Here is a 24,876-nt window from a genome sequence, read left to right as displayed (position 1 = left end):
CAGTTCTACGACAGCAACGCAGCGCTGAACAGCGCGACGCACATGAAATTAATGACAGGTTCGGCGTGGCATCCGTTCAGCCGTTCTGCAGATCCGTGCCCATGGCAGCGCCACTGAGATCCCGGCAACGCTCGTCACGTGGGGCCGAACGATGATCGCGCAGCTGCTTTTTCAGGGTGGCCGCCGAGGGCGCATAAAGGAAGCCGAAGGACACACTGTTGCGCCGGCCTTTGACCGCGTGGTGCATCAAGTGCGCGTGATAAAGGCGTTTGAGGTAGCGACTGCGCGGACGCGGTCGCGCAGGCCAGTGGCGATGGACCATGCCGTCGTGAACCAGCACGTAAATCAAGCCGAACGCCGCAACGCCGGCGCCCACCCATTGCAGCGGGTCATGGCCGCTGTTGCCGGCAACGATCAGCGCGATCGCCACCAGGGCCAGGGCCAGCAGATAGAGGTCGTTGGTTTCGAAGGCGCCGAGCTGTTCTTCGTGGTGGGACTTGTGCAGGCACCAGCCCCAGCCGTGCATGACGTACTTGTGGGCGAGGAAGCCGACCCCTTCCATGGCGACAAGGGTCAGGAGAAAAATCATGAAGTTGAAGATCATAGCGTCGGGAAGGCCGATGGGTCTGGGCGTCGAGGAGCAGCATACCGGGGTCACGGGAAATTTCCAGATTCACGCTCACAACGTTTGCTTTCCTGACCAACCGATGTAAAAAATGGCCCCATGGGTGAGCGTCTCGAACGTTCACTGTATTCGTGCCCTGCCCCCTCGCGGCCGCCGGCACCGCTTTCAAGGAATCAAGAATGGCTCCAAGACACGTCATCAACGCTTCGGTCAGCCCCAAGGGCAGCCTGGAAACCCTGTCGCAACGTGAAGTCCAGCAGCTCAGTGCCGCAGGCTCCGGCAGCATTTACACCCTGTTCCGCCAGTGCGCCCTGGCCATCCTCAATACCGGCGCCCATGTCGATAACGCCAAGACCATCCTCGAGGCCTACCAGGACTTCGAAGTGCGCATCCACCAGCAAGACCGCGGCGTGCGCCTTGAACTGCTGAACGCTCCGGCCGACGCCTTCGTCGACGGCGAGATGATCGCCAGCACCCGGGAAATGCTCTTCAGCGCCTTGCGCGATATCGTCTACACCGAGAGCGAGCTCGACAGCCAGCGCATCGACCTGAGCAGCTCCCAGGGCATCACCGATTACGTTTTCCACTTGCTGCGCAACGCCCGCACCCTGCGCCCCGGCGTCGAACCGAAGATGGTGGTGTGCTGGGGCGGCCACTCCATCAACACCGAAGAATACAAATACACCAAGAAAGTCGGCCATGAGCTGGGCCTGCGCAAACTGGACATCTGCACGGGCTGTGGCCCTGGCGTGATGAAAGGCCCGATGAAGGGCGCAACCATTGCCCACGCCAAGCAGCGCATCACCGGCGGTCGCTACCTGGGCCTGACCGAGCCGGGCATCATCGCGGCCGAAGCGCCGAACCCGATCGTCAACGAGCTGGTGATCCTGCCGGACATCGAAAAGCGCCTGGAAGCCTTCGTTCGGGTCGGCCACGGCATCATCATTTTCCCGGGTGGCGCAGGCACGGCGGAGGAGTTCCTTTACCTGCTCGGCATCCTCATGCACCCGGACAACCAGAACCTGCCGTTCCCGGTCATCCTGACCGGCCCGAAAAGCACCGCGCCGTACCTGGAGCAGCTGCACGCGTTTGTCAGCGCGACCTTGGGCGAAGAAGCGCACAAGCATTACCAGATCATCATCGACAACCCGTCGGAAGTGGCGCGGCAGATGACCCTTGGCCTTGCGTCGGTGCGCCAGTTCCGCCGCGACCGCGCCGACGCCTTCCACTTCAACTGGCTGCTGAAGATCGAAGAGAGCTTCCAGCGTCCGTTCGATCCGACCCACGCCAACATGGCCAGCCTGCAACTGCGCCGCGACCTGCCGCCCCACGAACTGGCGGCCAACCTGCGTCGGGCGTTTTCCGGGATCGTGGCCGGCAACGTCAAGGACAAGGGCATTCGCCTGATCGAGGAGCACGGCCCGTATGAAATCCACGGTGACGCTGAAGTGATGCAGCCCCTGGACAAGCTGTTGCAGGCCTTCGTCGAGCAGCACCGGATGAAGCTGCCGGGCGGCGCGGCGTATGTGCCGTGTTATCGAGTGGTTTCATAACACTGTATCCGCCTGTGGTCATACTTCAGGCGCCACACCGCACCTCCCTGTGGGAATGAGCTTGCTCGCGAAGAGGCCCGATCGGCCAACGCATATCTGGCGGTAGTGAAACGGCCTTCGTGAGCAAGGTGGAGCGCCACCCCGGTCACTCCCACATGAACCACATTGTTCGTAAGACCTGCATCTCCCCCGAATTCCGGAATCGCCCCATGATCCACATCCGCCCCATGACCGCCGACGACTTTACGGTCTTCTGGCCCACCTTCCAGGCCGTGGTGCTGGCGCAGGAAACCTACGCCTACGCCCCCGACCTGACCTTCGAGCAAGCCCGGCACCTGTGGCTGGAATACCCGCTGCACACACTGATCGCCGAAGAAGACGGCGTGCTGCTCGGCAGCTATTACCTCAAGGCCAACGCCGCCGGCCCCGGCAGTCATGTCAGCAACTGTGGCTACATGGTCACCCTGGCCGCGCGGGGTCGCGGTGTCGCGCGCCTGATGTGCGAACAGTCCCAGCAACTGGCGCTGGACAGCGGCTTCTCGGCCATGCAGTTCAACTCGGTGGTGGCCACCAACGACGTCGCCGTCGCGCTCTGGCAGAAACTCGGTTTTGAGATCGTCGGCCGTCTGCCTCGCGCTTATCGCCATGCCCGGCTCGGGCTTGTGGATTGTCTGGTGATGTACAAATGGCTGGCCGACATGCCGGCCTCGCGCAAAGCCAAAAGCCCGTTACTGATAGGACGCAAGAACATCGAATCGGTGATCTCTCGCCCCCGACGCAAGCCCTCTGACGGATCGGCCTGATCTTTTCAGAGAATCGGCAACTGCCCGCCGGGATGACGCTTTTGGGGCTCTGCATGGCGCTTTCAAACTTGCCGGAATGCCATCTCTCGACGATTCTCTATGCACGGCCCGATTGGCCGTGCTCACAAGAAACGCGCCGGAGAGGCCAGCATGACGACCGTAGCCGAACTACTGAAGTTGAAAGACCCGCATCACGCTGACGTCCACACCGTCGGGCCCGGGCAGATGGTCATCGAGGCGATCAAGTTGATGGCCGAGAAAAACATTGGTGCCGTGCCGGTGGTGCGCGATGGCAAGGTAGTCGGCATCGTCAGCGAGCGGGATTACGCCCGCAAGATGGAGCTCAAAGGCCGCGCCTCGGCCGGCACCCCGATCAGCGACATCATGACCCACGACGTACAGACCGTGGGTTCGCAGCACACGGTCGAGCACTGCATGAACATCATGACCGACCGCCGATTGCGCCATTTACCGGTGGTGGACGAAGGCCAACTGATCGGTCTGCTGTCCATCGGCGACCTGGTCAAGGCAGCTATTGCGGAACAGGCCAGGCTGATCGAAAAAATGCAGGAATACATTCGCGGCGAAAGCTACTGAGCCCACCAAGCAAAAGCCGGAGCTTCATGGGCTCCGGCTTTGCTTTGCGCGTGTGAATGGATTGCCGGTTAGCGGACCTTGAAGCGATCGATCATCGCCACCAGTCGCTCGTTGGACGCCATCAGCGCGTCCACGCTGGTGTCGGTCTGCTGACCACAACCCACCAGTTCGCCGACCATGTGCCGAATGGCGATCATGTTCTGATTGATCTCCTCGGTCACCGCACTCTGCTCTTCTGCCGCCGTCGCAATGTGGGCGCTCAGATCATGAATGCGCAGCACTGAACCGGCCATCCCGTCCAGGCCTTCGTTGACCCGCGAGGTACGGTCGGCCGTCGACTGGCAACTGACCTTGGTTTTTTCCATCGCGCCCACCGCGGTGCTCACGCCCTGCTCCAGTCGCGCAAGCATCTCGTTGATCTCCGACGTGCTCTGCTGGGTGCGACCGGCCAGCGCCCGCACCTCGTCGGCCACCACGGCAAAGCCCCGGCCCTGCTCGCCGGCCCGCGCCGCTTCGATGGCCGCGTTGAGCGCCAACAGGTTGGTTTGCTGAGCAATGCCGCCGATGACCCCGAGCACATCGGTGATGCGCTTGGCGTCGACCTGCATTTCCTGCACGTATTTGGTCGCGTCTTCAACTTCCGCCACCAAGGCCCGCACGCTGACCGACGCTTCGTCGACGACGTCGCGGGAACGCTGGGCGGCATCGTTTGCCGATTGGGTAAAGCTCGCCGTCTGCGTAGCACTCTCGGCGACGCTGTCGGCGGTGGCGCTCATCTCGTTGATCGCGGTCACCGCCTGATCGGTTTCCGAGGCGTGGCGGTTGAGGATCTGGTTGATGTTGCGCGACTGATCCTGCAACTGCACCAGCCCGGCGGAAATCTGCTCGGTGCCGCTGCGCACCTCGACAATCATGGCTTGCTGGAAGGCAATGAACTTGTTGACCGAGTGGCCGACAGCGTCGAGTTCGTCCTGGCCTTTGATCGGAATGCGGCGGGTCAGGTCGGCTTCGCCCGAGGACAGCGCGTCGATGTTGGTGCGCAAAACCGTCAAGCGTGCCAGCAGGCGATGGAAGGCAAAACCCAGCACCACCAGCAACAGCATGACCAGTGGAATCTGCAGCCAGCCCAGGGTTTTCAGCACTTCGGTGCTGCTGGCGGTGAGCATGGCGGTCGGCAGCGAGGTGGCGATCATCCACGGCGTGCCCACCACCGGACGCAGGAAGAAGGTCAGGTCACCCAGTTGCGGGTCGATGTATTCACGGGAATACACAGCGTCGCCAGAGACCTTGCCCAGACCGTCCTGAATGGCCTTGGCGAACATCGATTCGCCACTGAAGCCTGCGATGTTCTTGAGGATGATTTCGCCGGGAATGCGGCTCTGGTTAGTGAGGATCTTGCCGTCGCGCTCGACGATCATCACCTGACCCTGAATGTCTTTTTCCTTTTCCTGGATCAGGCCGTTGAAGAAGCCCAGGGTGACGTCGATGGTCGAAACGCCATAAAGCGCGCCATCTTTATAAATGCCCATCGCGCAGTTGGTGCGCGGCTGCGGGCTGGCTTCGTCCTGATAGGCGGCCGCCCAGGCGCATTTGCCCTTGGGGGCGTTCTGCCCGGCGCGGTGCCATGGCTGTTCCCAGTAGTTGGGCGCAGGGTCGGAGTTCCAGAACGTGCTCACCACCAACTGACCACTGCCGTCACGGTGGAAAAACGAACTGTGTTTGTTGCGCCCCGGGGTGCGCTTGTCCGGCATCGGCCACACGCCGCCGCCGAACACCTTCTGATCGCCGTATTGATCGACCAGGCCTGGGAGCACTTTGTCGATGCCATCGCTGTCCAGCAGCGGCACTGCCTGGGTGATCGCCCGGGACTGCGCCTCTACGCGGGCCAGGTCCGACAGGATACGCGTGCCGATCTGATCAACCTGGCCCAGCACCACCTGCTCCTGGGTCGCGCGGACCTTGGGCGTCACCAAGTGGACGATTCCCTGCTCGGTGATCACTGCGATCACCACCATCAAGGCCACAAATATGACCGTATAGCGCGCCTGCACTGTTTTAAACATCGTCGACCCCATGTCCAATATCTTGTAATTGTTTTGAGTATTCCTGATGAGTTATCGACCGAAAGCCGACAAGGATGAGGGGGCCGAAAAAAGGTTTTCACCGGCGCAGCGGGGCGTCATTGCACCGGGAGGAAGTTGAGGAACAGCAGGCTCTGGGCGTAATTCAAACCGATGCGTCTATATCGCTCGTCGAGCATCTGGGTGAGCAGATCCAGGCGCGCCACGATCTTGCCGAACTCGGTGGCGAAACTGAGGTTGCTGCCCTCCTCCGAAATCTCGTTGGAGAACAACAGCAGCTCGCCATTGGCGTTCTGCCGCTGGCTCAGCAGCCAGGTGGCCTTCTCGATATTGCGCGCGGCATTGTTGACGAACGTCGGGTTGATCTGGTCGGTCATGAAGAATTCGAGACGACCACCGTGGGCCGTGACCAGCATGCTGCCAATGGCATAAATAAACGCGCCGACGCGATCGCCAAGGAATTCCGGGCTCAGGGCGTAGCTCAGCGCCGCCAGGTCACGTCGCGTGCCCAACTGCGGCAACGGCTTCTGTTGCTCGATGGCCTGTCGCACGTTGCGTTCGGCAGCCGCAGCGTCGACGAAGCCGGACTTGCGCCACTCGCCGGGATTGCGCAGGTAGAGTTTGTTCATCAGCAGGTAAAGGCTGTCGAGGTTGTCGGCCATGGACAGCGTCGCCATGCGGTCCACGCTGGTCTGGAAGAATTCCTGGGGGCGCGTCTCGCTGAACTGCGTGGCGACATCCCGGCCGTCCTGGCGCGTACAACCCGCAGCGCCGAGCCCGAGCATGCACAGGGCAAACAGCGGGCTCAGGCGTCGGCCAACGGATAAAACAGAGAACACGGCGAGCATCAATCCCAAGCTTGGACGAACTGGACGCCGCGTCAATCGCCGCGTCCCGGGGAAGGTCAGAACGGCTCACGGCGAAAAAGTGCCCTTTGGGCGGCAAATCCGCGGCGCTTTACGGCGCGTCGACTGTAAGGCGGCGGTCATGTCGGCTTTCACGCAAATGATTCCCTCATCCATTTGACGCAGCCCTCGGCTTTCACCAAGCTAGCCGCCTTCGCATGATTTTCAGGAAACACCCCGCGTGATCACTACAAGCCTGCACTGGCGCCGTTTCGTATTTTGCCTCGCTCCACTGATCGCCCTGCTCGCTGCCTGCGACGGCGGCGCGCCGAAGACCAAGCCCTCCGAAGCGACGACCTACGTCGGTGTCGAGTGGGACAAACTCCCGGCGGTGAACGACACCGACCTGATGGCGGGCTACAACAGCTGGTTCTCCGCGTGCAAGCGCCTGGCCAAGGACCCGGTCTGGGGCGGTACGTGCGCCCTCGCCGCCCAGGTCCCGCAAAACCCTGCGGCGGTGCGCGACTTTCTCAAAAATCAGCTGCAGGTCTACAGCCTGCGTTCGTCCGAGCACGGCGCCAACGGGCTGATCACCGGTTATTACGAGCCCATCTATAAAGGCAGCGAGCAGCGCAACGATGAGCATCCGGTGGCGGTGTATGGCGTGCCTGATGACCTGATCATCGTCAACCTCGACAGCATCTATCCCGAGCTCAAGGGCAAGCGCCTGCGCGGGCGCCTTGATGGCCGGGTGCTGCGTCCCTACGACGACGCTGCCACCATCGGCAACAAAGGCGCCAATGCCCCCGTACTGGCCTGGCTGGAAAACCCCATCGATCTGCAGTTCCTGCAGATCCAGGGATCGGGTCGGGTTCAGTTGGAGAACGGCCGTCAGCTGCGCATTGCCTACGCCGATCAGAACGGCTACCCGTACAAGCCGATTGGCCGCTGGCTGGTGGAGCAAGGCCAATTGACCAAGGACGAAGTGTCCATGGGCCGCATCCGTGATTGGGCGATTGCTCACCCCGAGCGTGTAAATGAATTGCTGGGCAGCAACCCGAGCTACGTGTTCTTCACCCTGCGCCCGGACAGCACCGAAGGCCCGCGCGGCTCGCTGAATGTGCCGCTGACCGCCGGCTACAGCGTGGCGATTGATCGCAAAGTGATTCCACTGGGCAGCCTGTTGTGGCTGTCGTCGACGCGCCCCGACGGCACGCCGCTGGTACGCCCTGTCGCGGCGCAGGACACTGGCGGCGCCATCGCCGGCGAAGTCCGCGCCGACATGTTCTGGGGCACCGGCGACGCCGCCGGCGAGCTGGCCGGGAATATGAAGCAACAAGGTCAGATCTGGATGCTGTGGCCCAAGGGCGCCGCCCTGCCCGATGCCAAACCCAAGGACTGATCAAGCTGAACCGCCGACTGATGCGCCCCACGCGTCAGCCGGCGTCACTTCAGGGTTGACTCACTCCCGCGCCATGAGTCATTCCCGGGTTGAACTGAAATCGGTTTCAAGTATCACAGCATGCTTCTTCCCGGAAACCCTTCCTGATCTGCCATGAATACCTCCAACACTCCGCATGACTTCAACATGGCCTGGCTGCTGTTCGCCCTCGCCATGGGCGCGTTTGCCATCGGTACCACCGAATTCGCGTCGATGACCTTGCTGCCGTTCATTGCCAGCGACTTCCATGTCACCCAGCCGCTGGCCGGGCATGCCATCAGCGCTTATGCCCTGGGCGTGGTCATCGGCTCGCCGGTGATCATGGTCTTAGGCGTGCGTCTGCCGCGCCGGGCCTTGTTGGTGGCACTGGCCGCCTTCATCGGAATTGCCAACGCGCTGAGCGCCGTCGCACCTTCGCTGCCATGGCTGGTGTTCTTCCGCTTCCTCAGCGGGTTTCCCCATGGCGCGTATTTTGGCGTGGCAATGCTGCTGGCTGCTTCGCTGGTGCCTAAGAACCGCCGCGCCCAAGCGGTATCCCGCGTGTTCATGGGCCTGACCATCGCCACCATTGTCGGCGTGCCGTTCGCCACCTGGATCGGCCAGACCATCGGCTGGCGCTGGGGCATGGCCATCGTTGCCGGGCTCGCCGTCATCACTGCGCTGCTGATCCGTTTCCTGGCACCCGCGACACCTGCCGAGGCCGACGCCAGCCCCTTGCGCGAACTCAACGCCCTGCGCTCGCGGCAGGTCTGGCTGACCCTGGGTATCGCCGGCATCGGCTTTGGCGGGATCTTTTGCGTGTACACCTATCTGGCCGCCACGCTGATCGAGGTCACCCACGCGTCCGATTTCATGATTCCGGTGGTCATGGCCGTGTTTGGCCTGGGTACCACGGTGGGCAACCTGATCTGCGGCTGGGCCGCCGACCGCGCCACGATGCTCGCCGCCGGTGTCTCGCTGGGCTTCACCGCACTGGTGCTGGCGCTCTACCCCTCGGCCACCGGCAACCTCTGGGTGCTCATTCCGCTGGTGTTCTTCATTGGTTGCGGCGTGGGCCTGGCGGCCATCCTGCAAACCCGCCTGATGGACGTTGCGCCGCATGCGCAGTCTCTCGCGGGCGCACTGGTGCAGAGTGCGTTCAATGTCGCCAACGCCATCGGCCCGCTCGTGGGTGGGGTGGTGATCGCTGCGGGCTACGGTTTGCCGGCCACCGGCTATGCGGCAGCAGCGTTAACGCTGGGCGGTCTGGGTATGTGGTATTGGGCGCTGATGGATGCGCGGCAGGCTGATCGCCGCTTTGCCCGGCAGGCTTCAGGGTCAGCCTGAAGCCGCGAGCTGTTTACGTGCGACGTTGATCCGTGCGTCGCCCTGACACCGCGTCCGGGCGAGCCTGGACCTTTCAGGCGTCGGGGTCTGCCTCATCGGGCGACGGAAACAACGTATCAACCTTGTGCTTGCTTGAAGTGCGGACCGGCGCCATGGCAGCGGACTCCGCCAGGCGTGTGGCCATTTCCCAGTGACGGGACTCCTGCCCTTCTGGCTTGCCTTCGGTTTCCCAGATCAACTGGGCCAACTGACGAACAGTGTCTTCGTCGACATTCATGCGTATCCCCCATTTATGCTTGCGCAAGACATTGGCCGGCGCCAGAGCGGTGCCGAATCCATCGTCCGCTACGGTACCCGCCATGAACAGTACCAGCCGATAACGAGGGTAAATGACGGGCGTGCAATGGCCGGTGAACGCAAGCCGGCCGCTGACCGGACTTAACGGATCCACCGGAAATCGACGGCGAACCACGATGGCCGCCTCAATCCCTGTTGCGTTTGAGCAGCAGGCTGGCCACCAGGCCCACGCCCGCTGCAACACCCACGGCCGCCCACGGATGTGTGGTCACGTAGGATTTCGCATTGCCCACCGCGCGGGTCAGCGCAGGCTGCGCAGCCATTTCGATCTCAGTCACCGGGCTGGTGCCACGGGCGAGAAAATCTTTCAGCCGCTCACGGGCCTGAGTGGTGCGATCTTCGTTCAAGGCATCCCCTGCCGCCAGCAAGGCATTGGTCTCATCGAGAAAAGTGTTCAGCTCGGAACGGGTTTTCTGATAAAGATCGTCACGCAGTTTTTCTGTGATATCGCTTGCCATAATAATTCTGCCTCCTGGGGTGTGAGAAAGGTTGACTGAAGCGCCAATCGATTCGTTCCAGTGACTTTGAAAAAACCCCTTTATGCCGCGCTGCAAGCGATCAACCACCACTCGCCGCGCAGACTGAATGGGGACTCAATAGCCGTATGCCGTGTTCAAGAGGGAATCCATGAAAGTCGTGCCGATACTCGAGCTGCCCGCCGACCAGCAAGCCCGCGTCCGGCAACTGCGCAACCAGCCAGACGTGCGCAAGTTCATGTACACCGACCATGAAATCAGCGAAGCCGAGCATTTGAGCTGGCTAGAGGCGCTCCGCTCCAGCGTCCGGCAGCAGGTCTTCGTCATCGTGATCGACGCATCGCCTGTGGGCGTTGTTTCGCTGAGCGCGATCAACACCACCCACGGCACGGCGGACTGGGCCTTCTACCTCGACACCACGCTGCAGGGCAAAGGCCTCGGCAGTCAGGTGGAGTTCTGGATGCTCGACCACGCGTTCGGCGCCGCAGGTCTGGAGAAACTCAACTGCGAAGTGCTGGAGATCAATCCGGCGGTGATCAAAATGCACCAGAAATTCGGCTTCGTGATTGAGGGGGTGCGGCGGGAACACATCGTGCGCGATGGCAAGCGTATCGGCGCAGTGTTGCTGGGCATCACCAACAGTGAATGGCAGGCGCAACGGCCCAAGGTGCTGGCAGCGGTGGAACGCATTTCGGGGCGCCGTTAGCGCATGCTGTCGGGATGCGTGCCCATGCGCATTTTGGTGCAGGCACCAATGACTGCAGATCAGGCGATGTTCAAGAGCCGAACGGCTGGGCGTTCATCGGCTTTGCAATACAAATAGTCGCGCCATTTTCTGAAAGCGCTTTGCTGCCGGACGAAGGCCACTTCCCACTGCGCGCCGCCGATATGCTCGACGGGGATCGACATCATCTGCTCGGTCGCCTGATCCAACTCGCTGATCAGGTCGAGTGCGTTGGGAATGTCGTAGATCTGAGGTCTCATCCGGGGCACCTTATTTTTTGATTAATGAATGGAGTGCCCAACCCCTTGATAGTGCGCGCGTTCCGACGAGTGGCTGTTTTGTTTAACACAACGGTGGTGTTGTAAGAAAAACCCCACACGAAGGTGGGGCCTGATGTCAGTGGGTCTTTCAGCGGTTGCCCGGGGAGGACTCTTCGTCTTCATCGACAGGGGGATTATCAGGAATCTCCATCTCGTCCAGCCCCTTGTTTCGGGCTTCGGTTGCCGCGCCTTCACCCTGATGGGTGGACTCGGTGTCGGCGTGGGTGTCGGGATAAACCTCTTCTCTGCTGCCCGGCTCGGCAGGACCCTGGTACGCGTTATCCGGCCCGTTGTCTTCGATACCCATGATGATCTCCAATACGAGACGCAGGAAATCTGCGCTTACAGGACAGAGGTGCATCAGGACGGATTAGTGCCCGGAGGAAGATGAATGGCGCGTGAACACCGAGCGACGCACCGAATGCCGGGAACAAAAAAACCGCCGAAGCGGTTTCTTTTGTACAGCCAAACCCCGTTGGTGTCACACCTTGAAGCGAGCCACCATGTTCTGCAGGGTGTTGCCCAGGCGTGCCAGTTCCAATGTCGAGGCCGCGCTCTGCTCCGTCGCAGTGGCGGACTGGTCGGCGACGTCACGCACACTGATGACGCTGCGATTGATTTCGTCGGTCACCGCGCTTTGCTCTTCTGCAGCAGCCGAAATTTGCTGGCTCATCTGCTCTATGGTGCCAATGGAATGGGTAATCTCGACGAGTGCTTGCTCGGCCTGACGCGCCAGCTCTACGGTGCCCTCTGTCCGGCGCATGCTGGCGTCCATCAAGCTCGACGCTTCCACGGTGCCGTGCTGGAGGGCCTGGATCAGCGCTTCGATTTCAGTGGTCGAGCTTTGTGTCCGCTGAGCCAGTGAACGGACCTCGTCGGCCACCACCGCAAAACCGCGACCCTGTTCGCCGGCGCGAGCAGCTTCGATGGCTGCGTTGAGTGCGAGCAGGTTGGTCTGCTCCGCAACAGCCTTGATCACGTCGATGACGCTGCCGATCTTATCGCTGTCGTGGGTCAAACGCTGCATCGCCACGCCCAACTGCCCGACTTCTCCAGACAGCTGACTGATTTCCTTGGTTGCATGCTGGACGACCGCACTGCCATGGGCAGCGCGCTCGGTGGCTTGCCTGGCCGCGCGCGAAGCGTCTTCGGTGTTTTGCGCGACTTCCTGTACGGTCGACGCCAGTTCATTCATGGCCGTTGCAACCTGGTCAACTTCCAGTTTCTGCTGGGTGACGCCGGCGCTGGTCTGCTCGGTAGCGGCCGACAACTCTTCGGCGGCGGTTGCGATCTGGGTAACGCCCTGACCAATGCCGCCAATCAGTTCGCGCAGGGAAGACGTCATATGCTGCATGGTGTTTTGCAGCAGGCCCAACTCGTCTTGCCGGTCTGTGCCAATGTCGTGGGTCAGGTCGCCATCGGCGATGCGCCGGGCCGCAATAACACTGTCGTTAAGTGGACGAGTGATCTGACGGGTGATCAATGCCGCCGCGAGGACGCCCAGTAACAGCACAACTAACGCTACGCTGAACAATTGGATGATCGCGTTGCTCTTTTCATTATTTGCCGCAACAACCTGTGAGGCCATCAAGTCCTCGGCACTTTTAACGGTGTCGGTCGTGAGCTGCTGTAACGCGTCGCGCATCTGATCATTTTGCTGCAGCATCTGCGAGATGATCGCCATGTTCTCTCTGTACTGCCGAAGCGCGACAAGCGAGGTGTCGACGGCTGCACTTGACTGTACGGGTAACTGGCTGCGGGCTGCGGCCACCTGGGCGAGCAGTGCGTCGGCAGTCGCGAACGTGGCCTGGCGATTGTCTGCGTTAGGAATGCTCAAGTAACGACGGAATACCAGGCGGAAGTTGGTCATACCATTGCGCAGGTCGCCTGCAATTTTCACATGGTCGATACCGGACTGGTCTGGCGAGCGTGAAGCATCCTCCAGCGTCTTCTGCAGCAGGTTCTCGAAGGTAGCGCTGACCTCATCGGAGACCTTGATCAACGGCTTCATCGCCCCATCGATTTTCTGGTTGTTGCTGACCAGTTGATCGAAGGTTTTCTTAAGTTCTGCTGCCTTGTTATCGATTGCCTTGAGCATGTCCACGTTTTTGGGGACGGTCAGAATCTGCAGACCTCTATCGATGGTGCCGTTCAATGACACAAGAGCAGCGCTATATGCCTCCGCAGCGCTGGCACTGGGGCTGGCGGCGTACGTTTGCGACGCCACTTTGACGTCGAGCATATCGGCTTTCACTTCAGCGACCCTGGCTGTTTTTTCCAGTCGTTTGATCAGCAGGTCCGCGCTGTTGTAGCCAATCCCGGTAACGGTCAGGACGCCAAGCAGAATGGCACCGAAGCCTATGCCCAGCTTCTTGCCGACTTTCAAATTATCCAACCAGTTGGATTTCATCGCCTCAAACCTTTGATTTTTTCGTAATGCTCGGTTATCGACTCATTAGTTAAAAAGTTAACCAAAAGGATCATCGGTAAAACTGATGATTCGGTTCGAAATTATCTATCGTTTCAAGCGAAGGATGGATCGCTCAAGGCGCCGCTCCCATGCCGCGCGCGGTGAGCTGTTCCGCCGTTTCCTTGCGTTCAGAATAGCGATCCACCAGATAAGCCTGGCGGCCGCGCAACAGCACGGTGAACTTGACCAGTTCCTCCATCACGTCAACCAACCGGTCGTAATACGCAGAAGGCTTCATTCGGCCGGCCTCATCGAACTCCATGTAGGCCTTCGGCACCGAGGACTGATTGGGGATGGTGAACATCCGCATCCAGCGCCCCAGCACGCGCAGCTGATTAACCACATTAAAGGACTGCGAGCCGCCACACACCTGCATGACCGCCAGGGTTTTACCTTGCGTGGGGCGAACGGCGCCGAGTTCGAGTGGAATCCAGTCGATCTGCGCCTTGAACACAGCCGACATCGCACCGTGCCGTTCTGGTGAACACCAGACCTGGCCCTCAGACCATAGCACCAGCTCGCGCAGCTCCTGGACCTTGGGATGATCAACCGGAGCGTCATCCGGCAGCGGCAATCCAGAGGGATTGAACAGGCGCGTCTCTGCACCGAAATACGCCAGCAGACGAGCAGCTTCCTCGGTCAACAGACGGCTGAACGAGCGTTCCCGGGTCGACCCGTAGAGCAGAAGGATGCGTGGTTTGTGATCGCTCAGGCTGGGCGAGGCCTGCATGCCGTCGAAAAGTGAAAGATCGAGATTAGGGAGTTCCTCTTGCATATCTCCTCCTGTCAAAGACCGCCGATTCGATCAAGCTCGCGCTTGAGCTCATCGCGACTGAGGGTGCTGAAAGGGAGCGCGATAAACGCTCTGCAGCGCGCCTCGATCCGGGCCAGCGTTGCGCGGAAAGCCGCGTCAACCGTCGCTTCATCACCCTTCACGTCGGATGGATCTTCCAGCCCCCAGTGGGATTTGAGCGCCGGGCCAAAATACACCGGGCAGCTCTCGTTCGCCGCTTTATCACAGACGGTAATGACGATATCCGGCAGGTTGTCCGCGAAGGCTTCGTTGCCCTTGCTGCTCAAGCCGTCTGTGGCAATACCGGCTTGCTGGAGCGTGGTGAGGCTGCGCGGCAACACCTGTCCTTTCGGAAAGCTTCCGGAACTCACTGCCTCAAGCCCTGGCGGCGCAAGGTGATTGAACATGGCCTCCGACAGAATGCTACGGCAGCTATTGGCCGTGCACATGAAGAGCACTCGCATGGATTTTTTCCTCCGGCGTTAGCGATAAACTGATGCCGGCGTAATGCCCAGGCACCGAGGGTGAACGGCGAAACGTCAGCAACAGGAAACGTCCCGAATGGGCCGCCCTTCCATGCTCAGCAGGCGCTGCGCGCTGTGGTGCAGCCATTCGGTGTTGGCGTTCAGCGTTAACTGCAACATCTCTGTCACCCACGCGGGAAGGTGCGGATTCAGGCGGTAATAAACCCACTGCCCCTGGCGGCGATCCAGCAACACCCCGCCGCTGCGCAGTTGGGCTAGGTGACGGCTGATCTTTGGCTGGCTGTCCTGGAGAGCAAACATCAGTTCGCACACACAGAGTTCGCCCTGGCTGGCGATCAGGAGGGTGGCGCGGGCGCGTGTCTCATCGGCCAGGCTTTTAAATAATTCGGGTGGAGTGATCATGGTGGACACGGTGGTTTACAAGCATACGAATATACGGATATCCATATATTTAACGCAAGTCTGCGCTTGCGACATGATTTCGCCTGCGTGGATCCTAATTGCACCTCACGATCCACAGCTGGCCGATCTTCGTGGTGAAGCTCTGGCTCATCAGATCACGCCGCATGGCCCACGCAGGGGCAGCTGGCACACTTGCCGCGCGCAACGTTCCACGCCCCCACTTGGCATTGATCTCATCCAGCACGTTCATCACCTTCTCGGCTTCCACAGGTTGCGAATGGGCAAACAGGTCGTCGGTAAATTCACCGGGCTGCCGCAGATCCATCAAAAGGACTTCGGCCTTGCTGTATTTGAAGCCTGCCCGGAATAGCCGGTTGACCGCTTCCGTTGCCGCTTTCGTCATCAAGCGCACGTCGTTGGTGGGATACGGCAATTCGACCATGGCGCCGTTGGCGTATTTGGCCTCCTCGGGATTGAACATCCCCGTTCGGATACTGACCCGGATCCTCTTGCACAGCGAGTTCTGTGCCCGGAGCTTTTCCGCAGCGCGCTGGGTGTAGGTGGCGACGGCTTCCTTAATGGGCTCAATAGTCGTCAAACGGCTTCCAAACATTCGGCTGCAGCAGATCTCTTGCTTGGGCGGATCGACCTCCCCCAATTCCAGGCATGGGGTTCCCGACAACTCGCGCGCAGTCTTCTCGATCACAACGCTGAATTTCTGCCGCAGCGTCCAGGGATCGGCCTTGGCCAGATCCATCGCGGTCTTGATCCCCATGGCTTCGAGGTGGGCCTTCATGCGCTTGCCCACGCCCCAGACCTCGCCGACGTCCGTGTTACGCAACGTCCAGTCACGGTTGAACGGATCGCAGATATCGACCACCCCGCCGGTTTTCGCCAGCAAGCGTTTTGCCGTGTGATTGGCGAGCTTTGCCAGTGTTTTCGTGCGGGCTATCCCCACGCCCACCGGGATGCCGGTGCGCTTATAGATCGTCGCCCGAATCTGCCTGCCGAACGCCGTCAGGTCGCCGGGGATGCCAGACAGGTCAGCGAAGGCCTCGTCGATGCTGTAGACCTCCAGCGCGGGGACCATCGATTCGATGATGCTCATGACCCGTTCGCTCATGTCGCCATACAGTGCGTAATTGCTGCTGAACGCGATCACACCGTCGCGTCGCAACTGGTCCTTGATCTGAAAGTAAGGCGCACCCATTTTCACGAACGGCTTGGCGTCGTAGCTTCGGGCAATCACGCAGCCGTCGTTGTTGGACAGCACCACGATGGGCGTTTTGGCGAGGTCAGGCCGAAAGACACGCTCGCAACTGGCATAGAAGCTGTTGCAGTCAATCAACGCGAAGACGGGCTCAGGCTTTGTCATGATCGCGGACGCTGTATTTCACCACGGCCAAGATCACCCGCTCGGCCGGTACGTGAAGGGAGTAAAGACGCAGCTTTTCGCCGCCGGCCAACGATGGGCCAAGAGTAGTGACGCTCATGATGCAAGCCTTGCCGTGAATAACTGTACGTATATACAGTTAACGTTCTAGCCTGCCTCCGGTCAATGTTCTGTGTAGGGAATTTCGACGGGTGACCGTGGGTGCGGACGCTACTCGATCGACGAGCCTGCGGACCATTGCCCTGAGGGGCTTGTGCCAGAGCAGTTGGTTATTCATGTGGAGCGCTACGATGTCGCGCCGACGACTCGCGTCGAGATGATGAAGATGTGGGCGTGCCGGCCGAGCAATCCACTGGGTTCGAAGTGGAACATCCCCTGCAATGGCCAACCCGCGAATCAGCCAGGGTGTTATTGAAGGCACACATCCCTGATGTAGGTCGGTACTGAGAGGCGCCAGCTCGCTGCCTGCCGCCGGGTCATGCAGCGCTCTATCGACGAGCTGGTCGAGGGGCTGACGCAGTATCGTTTCGACCAGACCCCGTTCTGTCAACGGGAGGCGATACCCAGCCCGGCAGAGTCAATTCCCTGCCGGTGGGAAAGGATAAGGCTGGGCCACCGTAAGTACTGCGCATGACGCTCAGCTCATTACAGCGGGCTCCATTCATGTTTAGGAATCGTTAGTACAGATTGTCAACTTTTCGCTTTTCCAGCGTGTAGGTTTTCAGATCAATCTCGTTAGCTGAAAGCCTGGCGTCAAGACGATCCATGTCCCGGCGCTTCAAGCTGGCTACATGAGCCTTTGATGCCTGATAGTTGATGGACTCAGCTGCGTCGTAGCCACTGACAGGATCCCAGATAATAGACAATGGCCACAGCAACAGGTTGACAACACCGTAGCCGTAAGCGCGCCCGTAGAACGACCCACCGCCAGGCAGGAGGCCCAGTCCTGCGGCCAGGCCTGGACTTTTTTCTTGAACATCAAGATGGTTGGCACGATAGCCCGCCAGTTCAGATTCCTGCGTGTGATCCAAACCGGAAGCGCAGCCAGCAGTCAAAACTAACAAAACGGCTGCTGACAAGTTGCGAAGAGCGTACATCTGAATTCCCTATATAAATAATGCTCAGCCAGAGCTGGAACTGAGCGCCGCGCATTGTACACACTTAAATCGTCCATAGATGGCCTAATGCTACATTTCTCTTACTACTCATATAAGGTGCGATCCCCCCCTGCCCGTCCGCGCATCGAAAAGGGGGGCGTCCGTTCAGTGCCAACTCTCTGTATGGGGTACATCGCCCTCTGAACCATTGCAAGCAGTCGGGACAGCTGGCCCCAGTTTCCAACTTGCTGGCGGTTCAGGTGCACTGCGCGGGTCATGAAGCAGAAGCGAAGCGGCCGGGCCCTGGCTGGCCATGACGATAAAGTTCTTGTGTACCTCGCCGATAGAAACACATTCCCCCGTAAGCCATGGAGCATTGGATGTTTAATCCACGTGAGGCAGAACTAGACCATCTGTACAACCGGGTCGTCCTGCTAACTATCGCATGCTGTGTTTTATTAGCATTTGCCGCGATGGCTAGAAACGAAGGTTTCACCTACGCAGCTCTTCAGTGGAATGGGGACCAAGTGACCGGCACGGTGACGCAGCTGGAAGAAATCCCGAGAAACCGACTTGCTAAGATCGTGCACTACCGTTACGTGGACCAAGATAACCGGCCTCACGAAGGGCAATACCTGGACACTGGATGCGGCGAGAGGGAAAACTGTGGAGTAGACGAAGACGTCACCTTGATCCATTCGCGCTGGTTTCCGGATTACAGCGCCGTCGCAGCCAATGTCCATAGCTATCGGCCAGGTTTTTACATCATGAGCGGCGGCGTACTGATTTCGCTGCTCTTCTTCGGGATTTCCTTCTGGACGCTCGGTCGCATCAGCGCCATGAAGCGAGATGACGCACAGCACCTCCATACGAAATACTGAGCGTCAGCCTCGAATACTGAGCAACGATTTCGGTGATTGTCGGGTGCGCTGCGGTGGAACTGACTATTTCGAGCCGTAATTCTTGCACATGTCTTTGGCGACATACGCCCCCATTGGCGAGTGCATCAAGTTGTCGGCCATGCTGCTAACCTTGAATTTATAGGCAGGGTCAGATTTGGTTTTTCTCACTTCCGCCTTTGTTGCCCCATCAATGGTGGAATCCGATGCCATGGCGTTCTCAACATCGCTCTTCATGCCAGGATTCGCGTTATTGCAGACCTGCTCCATTGCAACCAGCACTACAAGGCCTTGTTGCTTTTCATCTTCCGGGCTCGCGAAAGAGTTGCCGGCATAGCCCAACAGAGCCAGACAAAGCGGCAGAGCAGACATTCTGATCGACAACATTCAAAAACTCCCTATTGATAGAAACTTCGGCCGGCACGCTAGCAGCCAAAGCGACTCGCACCTTATCGCGCACCAAAACCCGTCAGACGCCAAGCTATCCGCCACCGTCGGAAACAATCATCGGGCTAACTACTCAGGCTTGGCGTCCGGTATCCACAATGAGCACGCTGATGCAGATTGTGCGATCAACCAGTCATGATCCCGTTTCCCGAGTGGTCGCGGCATTCCCGCAGATATCCGAAGCGCCATATTGTAGGAGCCCGAGACCTCAGTGGGTGTAGGGGTCGCCTCACCCAACTTCGAATTGGTTCTAAGTCCGTTTATCGCGCCTTGAAGAGCGAGCCCTTGCTTGAACGTATCGGAGGTTTCTTCGATTATCGAAACAACGACGGACGCTGCGTTTGAGCAGCGATCCATTTTTGCCCATTGTTTCATCTGTGCTTCATCAGCCCATGCAGCGGCAGAGGCCGCGAGCAGCATAAAACCAATCCAGTAGCGCATAGCTCGAATCCATTCAGTAAGCAGGCCGCTTTAATACCTTAATTCAGCCCCTATCGCCACCGGCCCTTCGGAAGCAAATCGTCGAGGCCGCCGCAAAGATGCTGCCTGGTGAGCCTGAAACCTGAGCACCAGAAAATCATGGGCGGGACTGTAGGAACTGCTCGCCGAGCATCGACTGAATTGCCAGTTCCGTGAGCTCAGAGATGACGTGTCTGCAACAATGAAGTCAGGATGAGCCCCGAAAATCTCCAGACATGAAAAAGCCCAACCTGAGAAGATTGGGCTAAGTCATTGAAAAATATGGTCGGGACGGAGTGATTCGAACACTCGACCCCTAGCACCCCATGCTAGTGCGCTACCGGACTGCGCTACGCCCCGACTAGGCGTTACTCACTGCTACTTCTGTGTTGCGGGTTCTTGCGAAAGCGTCGAGGAATATACCCTAAGCTTTTGAATGATGGAAGTATTTCGGCAAACCGCGCTATGTCACTTGCGCAGCACGACCAGGACATCTTCCAGCTCGACGATCATCTGCTTGATCAGCTGCTTGTACTGCAGCGAATCATCCTTGACCTCATCGCTGGACATGCGCAGACGCGCGCCGCCAATGGTAAAGCCCTGATCGTAAAGCAGCGCGCGGATCTGGCGGATCATCAGCACGTCCTGTCGCTGATAATACCGGCGGTTTCCGCGGCGCTTGACCGGGTTGAGTTGAGGAAACTCCTGCTCCCAATAACGCAAAACGTGCGGTTTGACCGCGCAGAGCTCGCTGACTTCACCAATGGTGAAGTAGCGTTTGCCGGGGATAGGCGGTAGCTCGTCGTTATGACTTGGTTCCAGCATAAGCCTCAACTCGGGCCTTCAGTTTCTGCCCTGGGCGAAAGGTGACCACACGGCGAGCGGTAATCGGGATTTCTTCCCCTGTCTTGGGATTTCGGCCCGGCCGCTGGCGTTTATCGCGCAGATCAAAATTGCCGAATCCGGACAATTTGACCTGCTCGTTGTCTTCCAGAGCGTGCCTGATTTCCTCAAAGAACAGCTCGACCAGTTCCTTGGCTTCTCGTTTATTCAGGCCTAGCTCTTCGTACAGACGTTCGGCCATCTCAGCTTTCGTCAGAGCCCCCATACGCTACATCCTTAACGTGGCGTTTAACCTTGCCTCTAGCGAGGTGAGAATTTGCTGCGTCGAAGCGTTTACCTCATCGTCGGTAAGAGTGCGCGATGGATGTTGCCAGGTCAAGCCGACTGCAAGGCTTTTTCTAAGCGGATCAATGCCTTTACCCTGGTAAACATCAAACAGCCTGAGGTCTGTGAGCCATTCCCCTGCATTCTCACGAATAACGTCCAGCACGGCGGTCGCGCAAACATCACGATCGGCCAGCAGCGCCAGGTCGCGACGCACTTCCGGGAAGCGTGAAAGCTCGTGGAATTTCGGCAGACGGCCTGTCGCAACTTCAGCCAGAACCAGTTCGAAAACGAACACCGGACGATCAAGGCCCAGGGTCTTCGACAGTTCCGGGTGCAGCGCGCCGATGTAGCCGACTTCACGGCCATCGCGCTCAATACGCGCGGTCTGGCCCGGGTGCAATGCGGGATGGCTTCCGGGTACGAAACGGAAATCATCCTGCGCACCGGCGAAGCCCAGCACTGCTTCGACGTCAGCCTTGACGTCGAAGAAGTCGACGACATCGCGGCCCTGCGCCCAGCCTTCCGGCAGACGGCTGCCGCAGATCACACCGGCCAGCATCGGTTCTTGCTTCAGACCTTCCAGTTGGCCGACGAAACGCAGCCCGCTCTCGAACAAGCGCACGCGATCCTGCTGGCGATTGAGGTTGTGCTGCAGCGACTTCACCAGACCCGGCCATAGGGACGAACGCATCGCCGACATATCAGCCGAGATCGGATTGGCCAGCAGCAGCGGCTCAACACCCGGGCTGAACAGCTCGAACCATTTCTGATCGATGAAGCTGTAAGTAATTGCTTCCTGATAACCACGCGCGACCAGCAGACGACGCAAGGCCGGCAGATCACTCTGAGCTTCGGCACGCGGTTGCGGGGCCAGACGCGCCTGCGGGTAACGAACCGGCAGACGGTTGTAACCGTGAAGGCGGGCCAGTTCCTCGATCAGATCGACTTCGAGGGTGATATCAAAGCGATGACTTGGCACTTCGACGCGCCATTGCTCGCTGGCGTGAGGCGCGACGGTCAGACCAAGCGCGGTCAGCAGGCGCTCGATTTCCGCGGCGTCCATCTTCATGCCCAGCATTTGCTCGATACGCTCGGCACGCAGAATGATCGGCTCAACCGAAGGCAGGTGCTGATCGCTGACGGTCTCGATGACCGGACCGGCTTCACCGCCCGTGATCTCCAGAAGCAGGCCAGTGGCACGCTCCATGGCTTCGCGGGCCAGCTGCCAGTCAACGCCGCGCTCATAGCGATGGGACGCGTCGGTGTGCAGACCATACGAACGTGCCTTGCCGGCAACGGCAATTTGATCGAAAAAGGCGCTCTCAAGGAAGATATCGCGGGTCGTTGCAGACACGCCGCTGTGCTCGCCACCCATGACACCGGCGATGGCCAAAGCACGCTGATGGTCGGCGATGACCAGGGTATCAGCGCGCAGGCTGACTTCCTGCCCATCCAGAAGCACAAGCTTCTCGCCCTCTTCCGCCATGCGCACGCGGATACCGCCATTGATTTCGGCAAGGTCGAACGCATGCAGCGGCTGACCCAGCTCAAGCATCACGTAGTTGGTGATGTCGACTGCGGCGTCGATGCTGCGGACGTCCGAGCGACGCAGGCGCTCTACCATCCACAACGGCGTAGGGCGCGACAGGTCGACATTGCGGATGACGCGACCCAGATAACGTGGGCATGCCGCAGACGCGATCACGTCAACGGGACGCACTTCATCGTGCACGGCCGGAACCACTGCAACCTGCGGACGCGTCACGACTGCGTCATAGAGCGCACCCACTTCACGGGCCAGGCCCGCGACCGACAGGCAGTCGCCACGGTTGGGCGTCAGGTCGACTTCGATGCTCGCGTCGTCCAGTTCCAGATAGACGCGTACATCCTGGCCAACGGGCGCGTCGGCCGGCAGCTCCATCAAGCCGTCGTTGCCTTCGCCCACCTGCAGCTCGGCCTGAGAGCACAGCATGCCGTTGGACTCGACGCCACGCAGCTTGGCTTTCTTGATCTTGAAATCGCCCGGCAATGCGGCGCCGATCATGGCAAACGGAATCTTCAGACCGGGACGCACGTTTGGCGCGCCACACACAACCTGAAAAGTCTCGGCACCGTTGCTGACCTGGCAAACGCGCAGCTTGTCAGCGTCCGGGTGCTGCTCGGTGCTCAGCACTTCGCCCACCACAACACCGCTGAAAACGCCCGCTGCCGGCGTGACGCTGTCTACTTCAAGGCCGGCCATCGACAGACGAGCAACCAGCTCGTCGCGGGACACCTGCGGGCTAACCCAGCCGCGCAGCCATTGTTCACTGAATTTCATCCTGCTCTCCTAAAGAATTCGTTACGGGCGACCTAGCGAAATTGCGCGAGGAACCGCAAGTCGTTGTCGAAGAACAGGCGCAAGTCGTTGACGCCATAGCGCAGCATCGCCAGACGCTCCACGCCCATGCCGAAGGCGAAGCCCTGGAATTCTTCCGGATCGATGCCTGACATGCGCAGCACGTTCGGGTGCACCATGCCGCAGCCCATGACTTCTAGCCAGCCGGTCTGCTTGCAGACACGGCAACCTTTGCCGCTGCACATCACGCATTCCATGTCGACTTCAGCCGAAGGTTCGGTGAACGGGAAATACGAGGGACGGAAACGCACTGCCAGCTCTTTTTCAAAGAACACGCGCAGGAATTCCTCGATGGTGCCTTTCAGGTCGGCGAAGTTGATATCGCGGTCGACCAGCAGACCTTCGACCTGATGGAACATCGGGGAATGGGTGATATCGGAGTCACTGCGATACACACGGCCGGGGCAGACGATGCGGATCGGAGGCTTCTGCGATTCCATGGTGCGGACCTGAACCGGCGAGGTATGGGTGCGCAGCAGCATGTTCGCATTGAAATAGAAGGTGTCGTGCATCGACCGGGCCGGGTGATGGCCTGGGATGTTGAGCGCTTCGAAGTTGTGATAATCGTCTTCGACTTCAGGGCCTTCGGCAATGCCGTAGCCGATGTGGGTGAAGAACTGTTCTATTCGTTCCAGAGTGCGGGTAACCGGATGCAGACCGCCAGTGGTCTGGCCACGGCCCGGCAGGGTCACATCAATGGATTCGGCCGCGAGCTTGGCCGCGAGATCAGCCTCCTCGAACGACGCCTTGCGCGCATTGAGAACCTCTGTGACACGCTCCTTGGCTTCGTTGATCAGCGCGCCGACTTTTGGACGCTCATCGGCCGGCAGATTCCCCAGGGTCTTCATCACCTGAGTCAATTCGCCCTTCTTGCCAAGGTACAGAACCCGGATTTGCTCCAGGGCATTGATATCTTCGGCGCTTTGCACGGCCTCAAGTGCTTGAGAGACCAGCGCGTCCAGGTTTTCCATGTACAGACTCCAGATACAAAATAGGGGAAGAGCTTACAAGGCTCTTCCCCTATTTATGACGTTTAACACCGAACCCCGAGCGGGGTCCGGTGATTGCCGGGGACTTAGGCCAAAGTGGCTTTAGCTTTCTCGACAATCGCAGCAAACGCCGCTTTTTCGTTCACTGCCAGATCAGCCAGAACCTTGCGGTCGATCTCGATCGACGCTTTTTTCAGGCCAGCGATGAAACGGCTGTAGGACAGACCGTTGATACGCGCACCAGCGTTGATACGAGCGATCCACAGAGCGCGGAACTGACGTTTTTTCTGACGACGGTCACGGTAGGCGTATTGGCCAGCCTTGATTACCGCTTGCTTGGCAACACGGAATACGCGTGAACGCGCGCCGTAATAGCCTTTAGCAAGTTTCAGAATTTTTTTGTGACGCTTACGGGCAATGACGCCACGCTTTACACGAGCCATGAGTTAATTCCTCTGTTCTTGATCAAAATTAGCAAAGGCGCAGCATGCGCTTGACTTTTGCCACGTCGGACGGATGCAGCAAGCTGCTTCCACGCAATTGACGCTTACGCTTTGTCGACATTTTGGTCAGGATGTGGCTCTTGAAAGCGTGCTTGTGCTTGATGCCATTCGCGGTTTTCAAAAACCGCTTAGCTGCACCACTTTTAGTCTTCATCTTTGGCATGTTCGGATACTCCGCATTCAGTTGATAAACATAACCGCAAGGCCTGCCGTGCCCTGGTGG

Annotated in this window: 29 protein-coding genes, 1 tRNA gene and 2 pseudogenes; 7 read left to right on the top strand and 25 right to left on the bottom strand. The window is 59.4% G+C overall.

Features of this window, described 5'->3' with window-relative positions; all coding sequences use genetic code 11:
- Positions 1-76: 76 nt before the first annotated feature.
- Positions 77-604 (bottom strand): sterol desaturase family protein, encoded by a 528-nt coding sequence (locus BMY98_RS08745; protein ID WP_074887434.1) that lies wholly within the window; start codon positions 602-604, stop codon positions 77-79.
- 200 nt (positions 605-804) lie between these two features.
- Between BMY98_RS08745 and ppnN the strand changes: the two genes are divergently transcribed.
- From ppnN to BMY98_RS08730, 3 genes are all read left to right on the top strand, one after another.
- The gene (gene ppnN / locus BMY98_RS08740; protein WP_074887432.1) at positions 805-2,178 is read left to right on the top strand and encodes a nucleotide 5'-monophosphate nucleosidase PpnN; all 1,374 of its coding nucleotides are present in this window, start codon (positions 805-807) and stop codon (positions 2,176-2,178) included.
- Between the two features lie 209 nt (positions 2,179-2,387).
- A complete protein-coding gene (locus BMY98_RS08735; RefSeq protein WP_074887429.1) occupies positions 2,388-2,981 on the top strand; it encodes a GNAT family N-acetyltransferase in 594 nt (197 codons plus the stop codon).
- A 150-nt stretch (positions 2,982-3,131) separates the two neighbouring features.
- Complete coding sequence (locus BMY98_RS08730) at positions 3,132-3,578, top strand: CBS domain-containing protein (RefSeq protein WP_074887530.1); 447 nt, start codon at positions 3,132-3,134, stop codon at positions 3,576-3,578.
- Between the two features lie 68 nt (positions 3,579-3,646).
- On the opposite strand, the gene BMY98_RS28035 is transcribed toward BMY98_RS08730, so the two are convergent.
- From BMY98_RS28035 to BMY98_RS08720, 3 genes and pseudogenes are all read right to left on the bottom strand, one after another.
- Positions 3,647-4,492, bottom strand: coding sequence for a methyl-accepting chemotaxis protein (locus BMY98_RS28035; RefSeq protein WP_420793089.1), 846 nt, complete (start codon positions 4,490-4,492; stop codon positions 3,647-3,649).
- Positions 4,493-4,519: 27 nt separating this feature from the next.
- Positions 4,520-5,329 (bottom strand): annotated as a pseudogene (locus BMY98_RS28030) (HAMP domain-containing protein); the annotation flags it as partial.
- Between the two features lie 428 nt (positions 5,330-5,757).
- Complete coding sequence (locus BMY98_RS08720; protein WP_425438854.1) at positions 5,758-6,444, bottom strand: hypothetical protein; 687 nt, start codon at positions 6,442-6,444, stop codon at positions 5,758-5,760.
- A gap of 301 nt (positions 6,445-6,745) precedes the next feature.
- Between BMY98_RS08720 and mltA the strand changes: the two genes are divergently transcribed.
- Both mltA and BMY98_RS08710 read left to right on the top strand, forming a co-directional pair.
- A complete protein-coding gene (mltA, locus tag BMY98_RS08715; RefSeq protein ID WP_074887423.1) occupies positions 6,746-7,906 on the top strand; it encodes a murein transglycosylase A in 1,161 nt (386 codons plus the stop codon).
- Positions 7,907-8,059: 153 nt separating this feature from the next.
- On the top strand, positions 8,060-9,271 hold the full coding sequence (locus tag BMY98_RS08710) for an MFS transporter (protein ID WP_074887421.1): 1,212 nt from the start codon (positions 8,060-8,062) through the stop codon (positions 9,269-9,271).
- Between the two features lie 73 nt (positions 9,272-9,344).
- Here the strand turns inward: BMY98_RS08710 and BMY98_RS27580 are convergent, their stop codons facing one another.
- Entirely contained in the window at positions 9,345-9,743 is a 399-nt protein-coding gene (locus tag BMY98_RS27580) for a DUF2934 domain-containing protein (protein WP_245760037.1), read from the bottom strand.
- Between the two features lie 10 nt (positions 9,744-9,753).
- Positions 9,754-10,086, bottom strand: coding sequence for a glycine zipper domain-containing protein (locus BMY98_RS08700; protein WP_074887418.1), 333 nt, complete (start codon positions 10,084-10,086; stop codon positions 9,754-9,756).
- Between the two features lie 169 nt (positions 10,087-10,255).
- On the opposite strand from BMY98_RS08700, the gene pseH reads away from it, so the two are divergent.
- On the top strand, positions 10,256-10,810 hold the full coding sequence (pseH, locus tag BMY98_RS08695; protein WP_074887414.1) for a UDP-4-amino-4,6-dideoxy-N-acetyl-beta-L-altrosamine N-acetyltransferase: 555 nt from the start codon (positions 10,256-10,258) through the stop codon (positions 10,808-10,810).
- 59 nt (positions 10,811-10,869) lie between these two features.
- On the opposite strand, the gene BMY98_RS08690 is transcribed toward pseH, so the two are convergent.
- From BMY98_RS08690 to BMY98_RS08655, 10 genes and pseudogenes are all read right to left on the bottom strand, one after another.
- Positions 10,870-11,088 (bottom strand): hypothetical protein, encoded by a 219-nt coding sequence (locus BMY98_RS08690; protein WP_074887411.1) that lies wholly within the window; start codon positions 11,086-11,088, stop codon positions 10,870-10,872.
- Between the two features lie 148 nt (positions 11,089-11,236).
- A complete protein-coding gene (locus tag BMY98_RS08685) occupies positions 11,237-11,455 on the bottom strand; it encodes a hypothetical protein (protein ID WP_074887409.1) in 219 nt (72 codons plus the stop codon).
- A 174-nt stretch (positions 11,456-11,629) separates the two neighbouring features.
- Entirely contained in the window at positions 11,630-12,343 is a 714-nt protein-coding gene (locus BMY98_RS28025; protein WP_425438853.1) for a methyl-accepting chemotaxis protein, read from the bottom strand.
- Between the two features lie 189 nt (positions 12,344-12,532).
- Positions 12,533-13,558, bottom strand: a pseudogene (locus BMY98_RS28020) (methyl-accepting chemotaxis protein); the annotation flags it as partial.
- A gap of 133 nt (positions 13,559-13,691) precedes the next feature.
- Complete coding sequence (arsH, locus tag BMY98_RS08675; RefSeq protein ID WP_074887404.1) at positions 13,692-14,393, bottom strand: arsenical resistance protein ArsH; 702 nt, start codon at positions 14,391-14,393, stop codon at positions 13,692-13,694.
- Between the two features lie 11 nt (positions 14,394-14,404).
- Positions 14,405-14,875: an arsenate reductase ArsC gene (locus tag BMY98_RS08670; RefSeq protein WP_074887402.1), complete on the bottom strand. Its 471-nt coding sequence runs from the start codon at positions 14,873-14,875 to the stop codon at positions 14,405-14,407.
- Between the two features lie 75 nt (positions 14,876-14,950).
- Positions 14,951-15,298: a metalloregulator ArsR/SmtB family transcription factor gene (locus tag BMY98_RS08665; protein WP_074887525.1), complete on the bottom strand. Its 348-nt coding sequence runs from the start codon at positions 15,296-15,298 to the stop codon at positions 14,951-14,953.
- Between the two features lie 94 nt (positions 15,299-15,392).
- Positions 15,393-16,673: a translesion error-prone DNA polymerase V subunit UmuC gene (gene umuC / locus BMY98_RS08660; RefSeq protein ID WP_074887400.1), complete on the bottom strand. Its 1,281-nt coding sequence runs from the start codon at positions 16,671-16,673 to the stop codon at positions 15,393-15,395.
- Entirely contained in the window at positions 16,660-16,791 is a 132-nt protein-coding gene (locus BMY98_RS27790; protein WP_281248160.1) for a hypothetical protein, read from the bottom strand. The genes umuC and BMY98_RS27790 overlap by 14 nt, the downstream gene beginning before the upstream one ends.
- Before the next feature lie 577 nt (positions 16,792-17,368).
- Positions 17,369-17,788 (bottom strand): hypothetical protein, encoded by a 420-nt coding sequence (locus BMY98_RS08655; RefSeq protein WP_074887397.1) that lies wholly within the window; start codon positions 17,786-17,788, stop codon positions 17,369-17,371.
- A gap of 380 nt (positions 17,789-18,168) precedes the next feature.
- Between BMY98_RS08655 and BMY98_RS08650 the strand changes: the two genes are divergently transcribed.
- Positions 18,169-18,669: a hypothetical protein gene (locus tag BMY98_RS08650; RefSeq protein WP_074887395.1), complete on the top strand. Its 501-nt coding sequence runs from the start codon at positions 18,169-18,171 to the stop codon at positions 18,667-18,669.
- A gap of 63 nt (positions 18,670-18,732) precedes the next feature.
- On the opposite strand, the gene BMY98_RS08645 is transcribed toward BMY98_RS08650, so the two are convergent.
- The 9 genes from BMY98_RS08645 to rpmI form a co-directional block, all read right to left on the bottom strand.
- Positions 18,733-19,074: a hypothetical protein gene (locus tag BMY98_RS08645; protein WP_074887392.1), complete on the bottom strand. Its 342-nt coding sequence runs from the start codon at positions 19,072-19,074 to the stop codon at positions 18,733-18,735.
- A 129-nt stretch (positions 19,075-19,203) separates the two neighbouring features.
- Positions 19,204-19,575, bottom strand: coding sequence for a hypothetical protein (locus BMY98_RS08640; RefSeq protein WP_074887390.1), 372 nt, complete (start codon positions 19,573-19,575; stop codon positions 19,204-19,206).
- 301 nt (positions 19,576-19,876) lie between these two features.
- Positions 19,877-19,953: transfer RNA gene (locus BMY98_RS08635), tRNA-Pro, on the bottom strand.
- 108 nt (positions 19,954-20,061) lie between these two features.
- Positions 20,062-20,418: a MerR family transcriptional regulator gene (locus BMY98_RS08630; RefSeq protein WP_074887387.1), complete on the bottom strand. Its 357-nt coding sequence runs from the start codon at positions 20,416-20,418 to the stop codon at positions 20,062-20,064.
- Positions 20,399-20,701, bottom strand: coding sequence for an integration host factor subunit alpha (gene ihfA, locus BMY98_RS08625; RefSeq protein ID WP_002553164.1), 303 nt, complete (start codon positions 20,699-20,701; stop codon positions 20,399-20,401). Before ihfA ends, BMY98_RS08630 begins: the two co-directional genes overlap by 20 nt.
- A gap of 3 nt (positions 20,702-20,704) precedes the next feature.
- Positions 20,705-23,083 carry a phenylalanine--tRNA ligase subunit beta gene (gene pheT, locus BMY98_RS08620; RefSeq protein ID WP_074887384.1) on the bottom strand — a complete coding sequence of 793 codons (2,379 nt, stop codon included), beginning with the start codon at positions 23,081-23,083 and terminating at the stop codon, positions 20,705-20,707.
- Between the two features lie 32 nt (positions 23,084-23,115).
- A complete protein-coding gene (gene pheS / locus BMY98_RS08615; RefSeq protein ID WP_065991532.1) occupies positions 23,116-24,132 on the bottom strand; it encodes a phenylalanine--tRNA ligase subunit alpha in 1,017 nt (338 codons plus the stop codon).
- A gap of 104 nt (positions 24,133-24,236) precedes the next feature.
- Entirely contained in the window at positions 24,237-24,593 is a 357-nt protein-coding gene (rplT, locus tag BMY98_RS08610; RefSeq protein WP_007905879.1) for a 50S ribosomal protein L20, read from the bottom strand.
- A gap of 28 nt (positions 24,594-24,621) precedes the next feature.
- Positions 24,622-24,816: a 50S ribosomal protein L35 gene (gene rpmI / locus BMY98_RS08605; protein ID WP_003442181.1), complete on the bottom strand. Its 195-nt coding sequence runs from the start codon at positions 24,814-24,816 to the stop codon at positions 24,622-24,624.
- Positions 24,817-24,876 lie beyond the last annotated feature (60 nt).

Origin of the sequence: Pseudomonas graminis (assembly GCF_900111735.1) — a bacterium.
Classification (GTDB): Bacteria; Pseudomonadota; Gammaproteobacteria; order Pseudomonadales; family Pseudomonadaceae; genus Aquipseudomonas; species Aquipseudomonas graminis.
The sequence above is the reverse complement of the archived record's forward strand: the minus strand, read 5'-3'. Positions and strand labels throughout refer to the sequence as shown.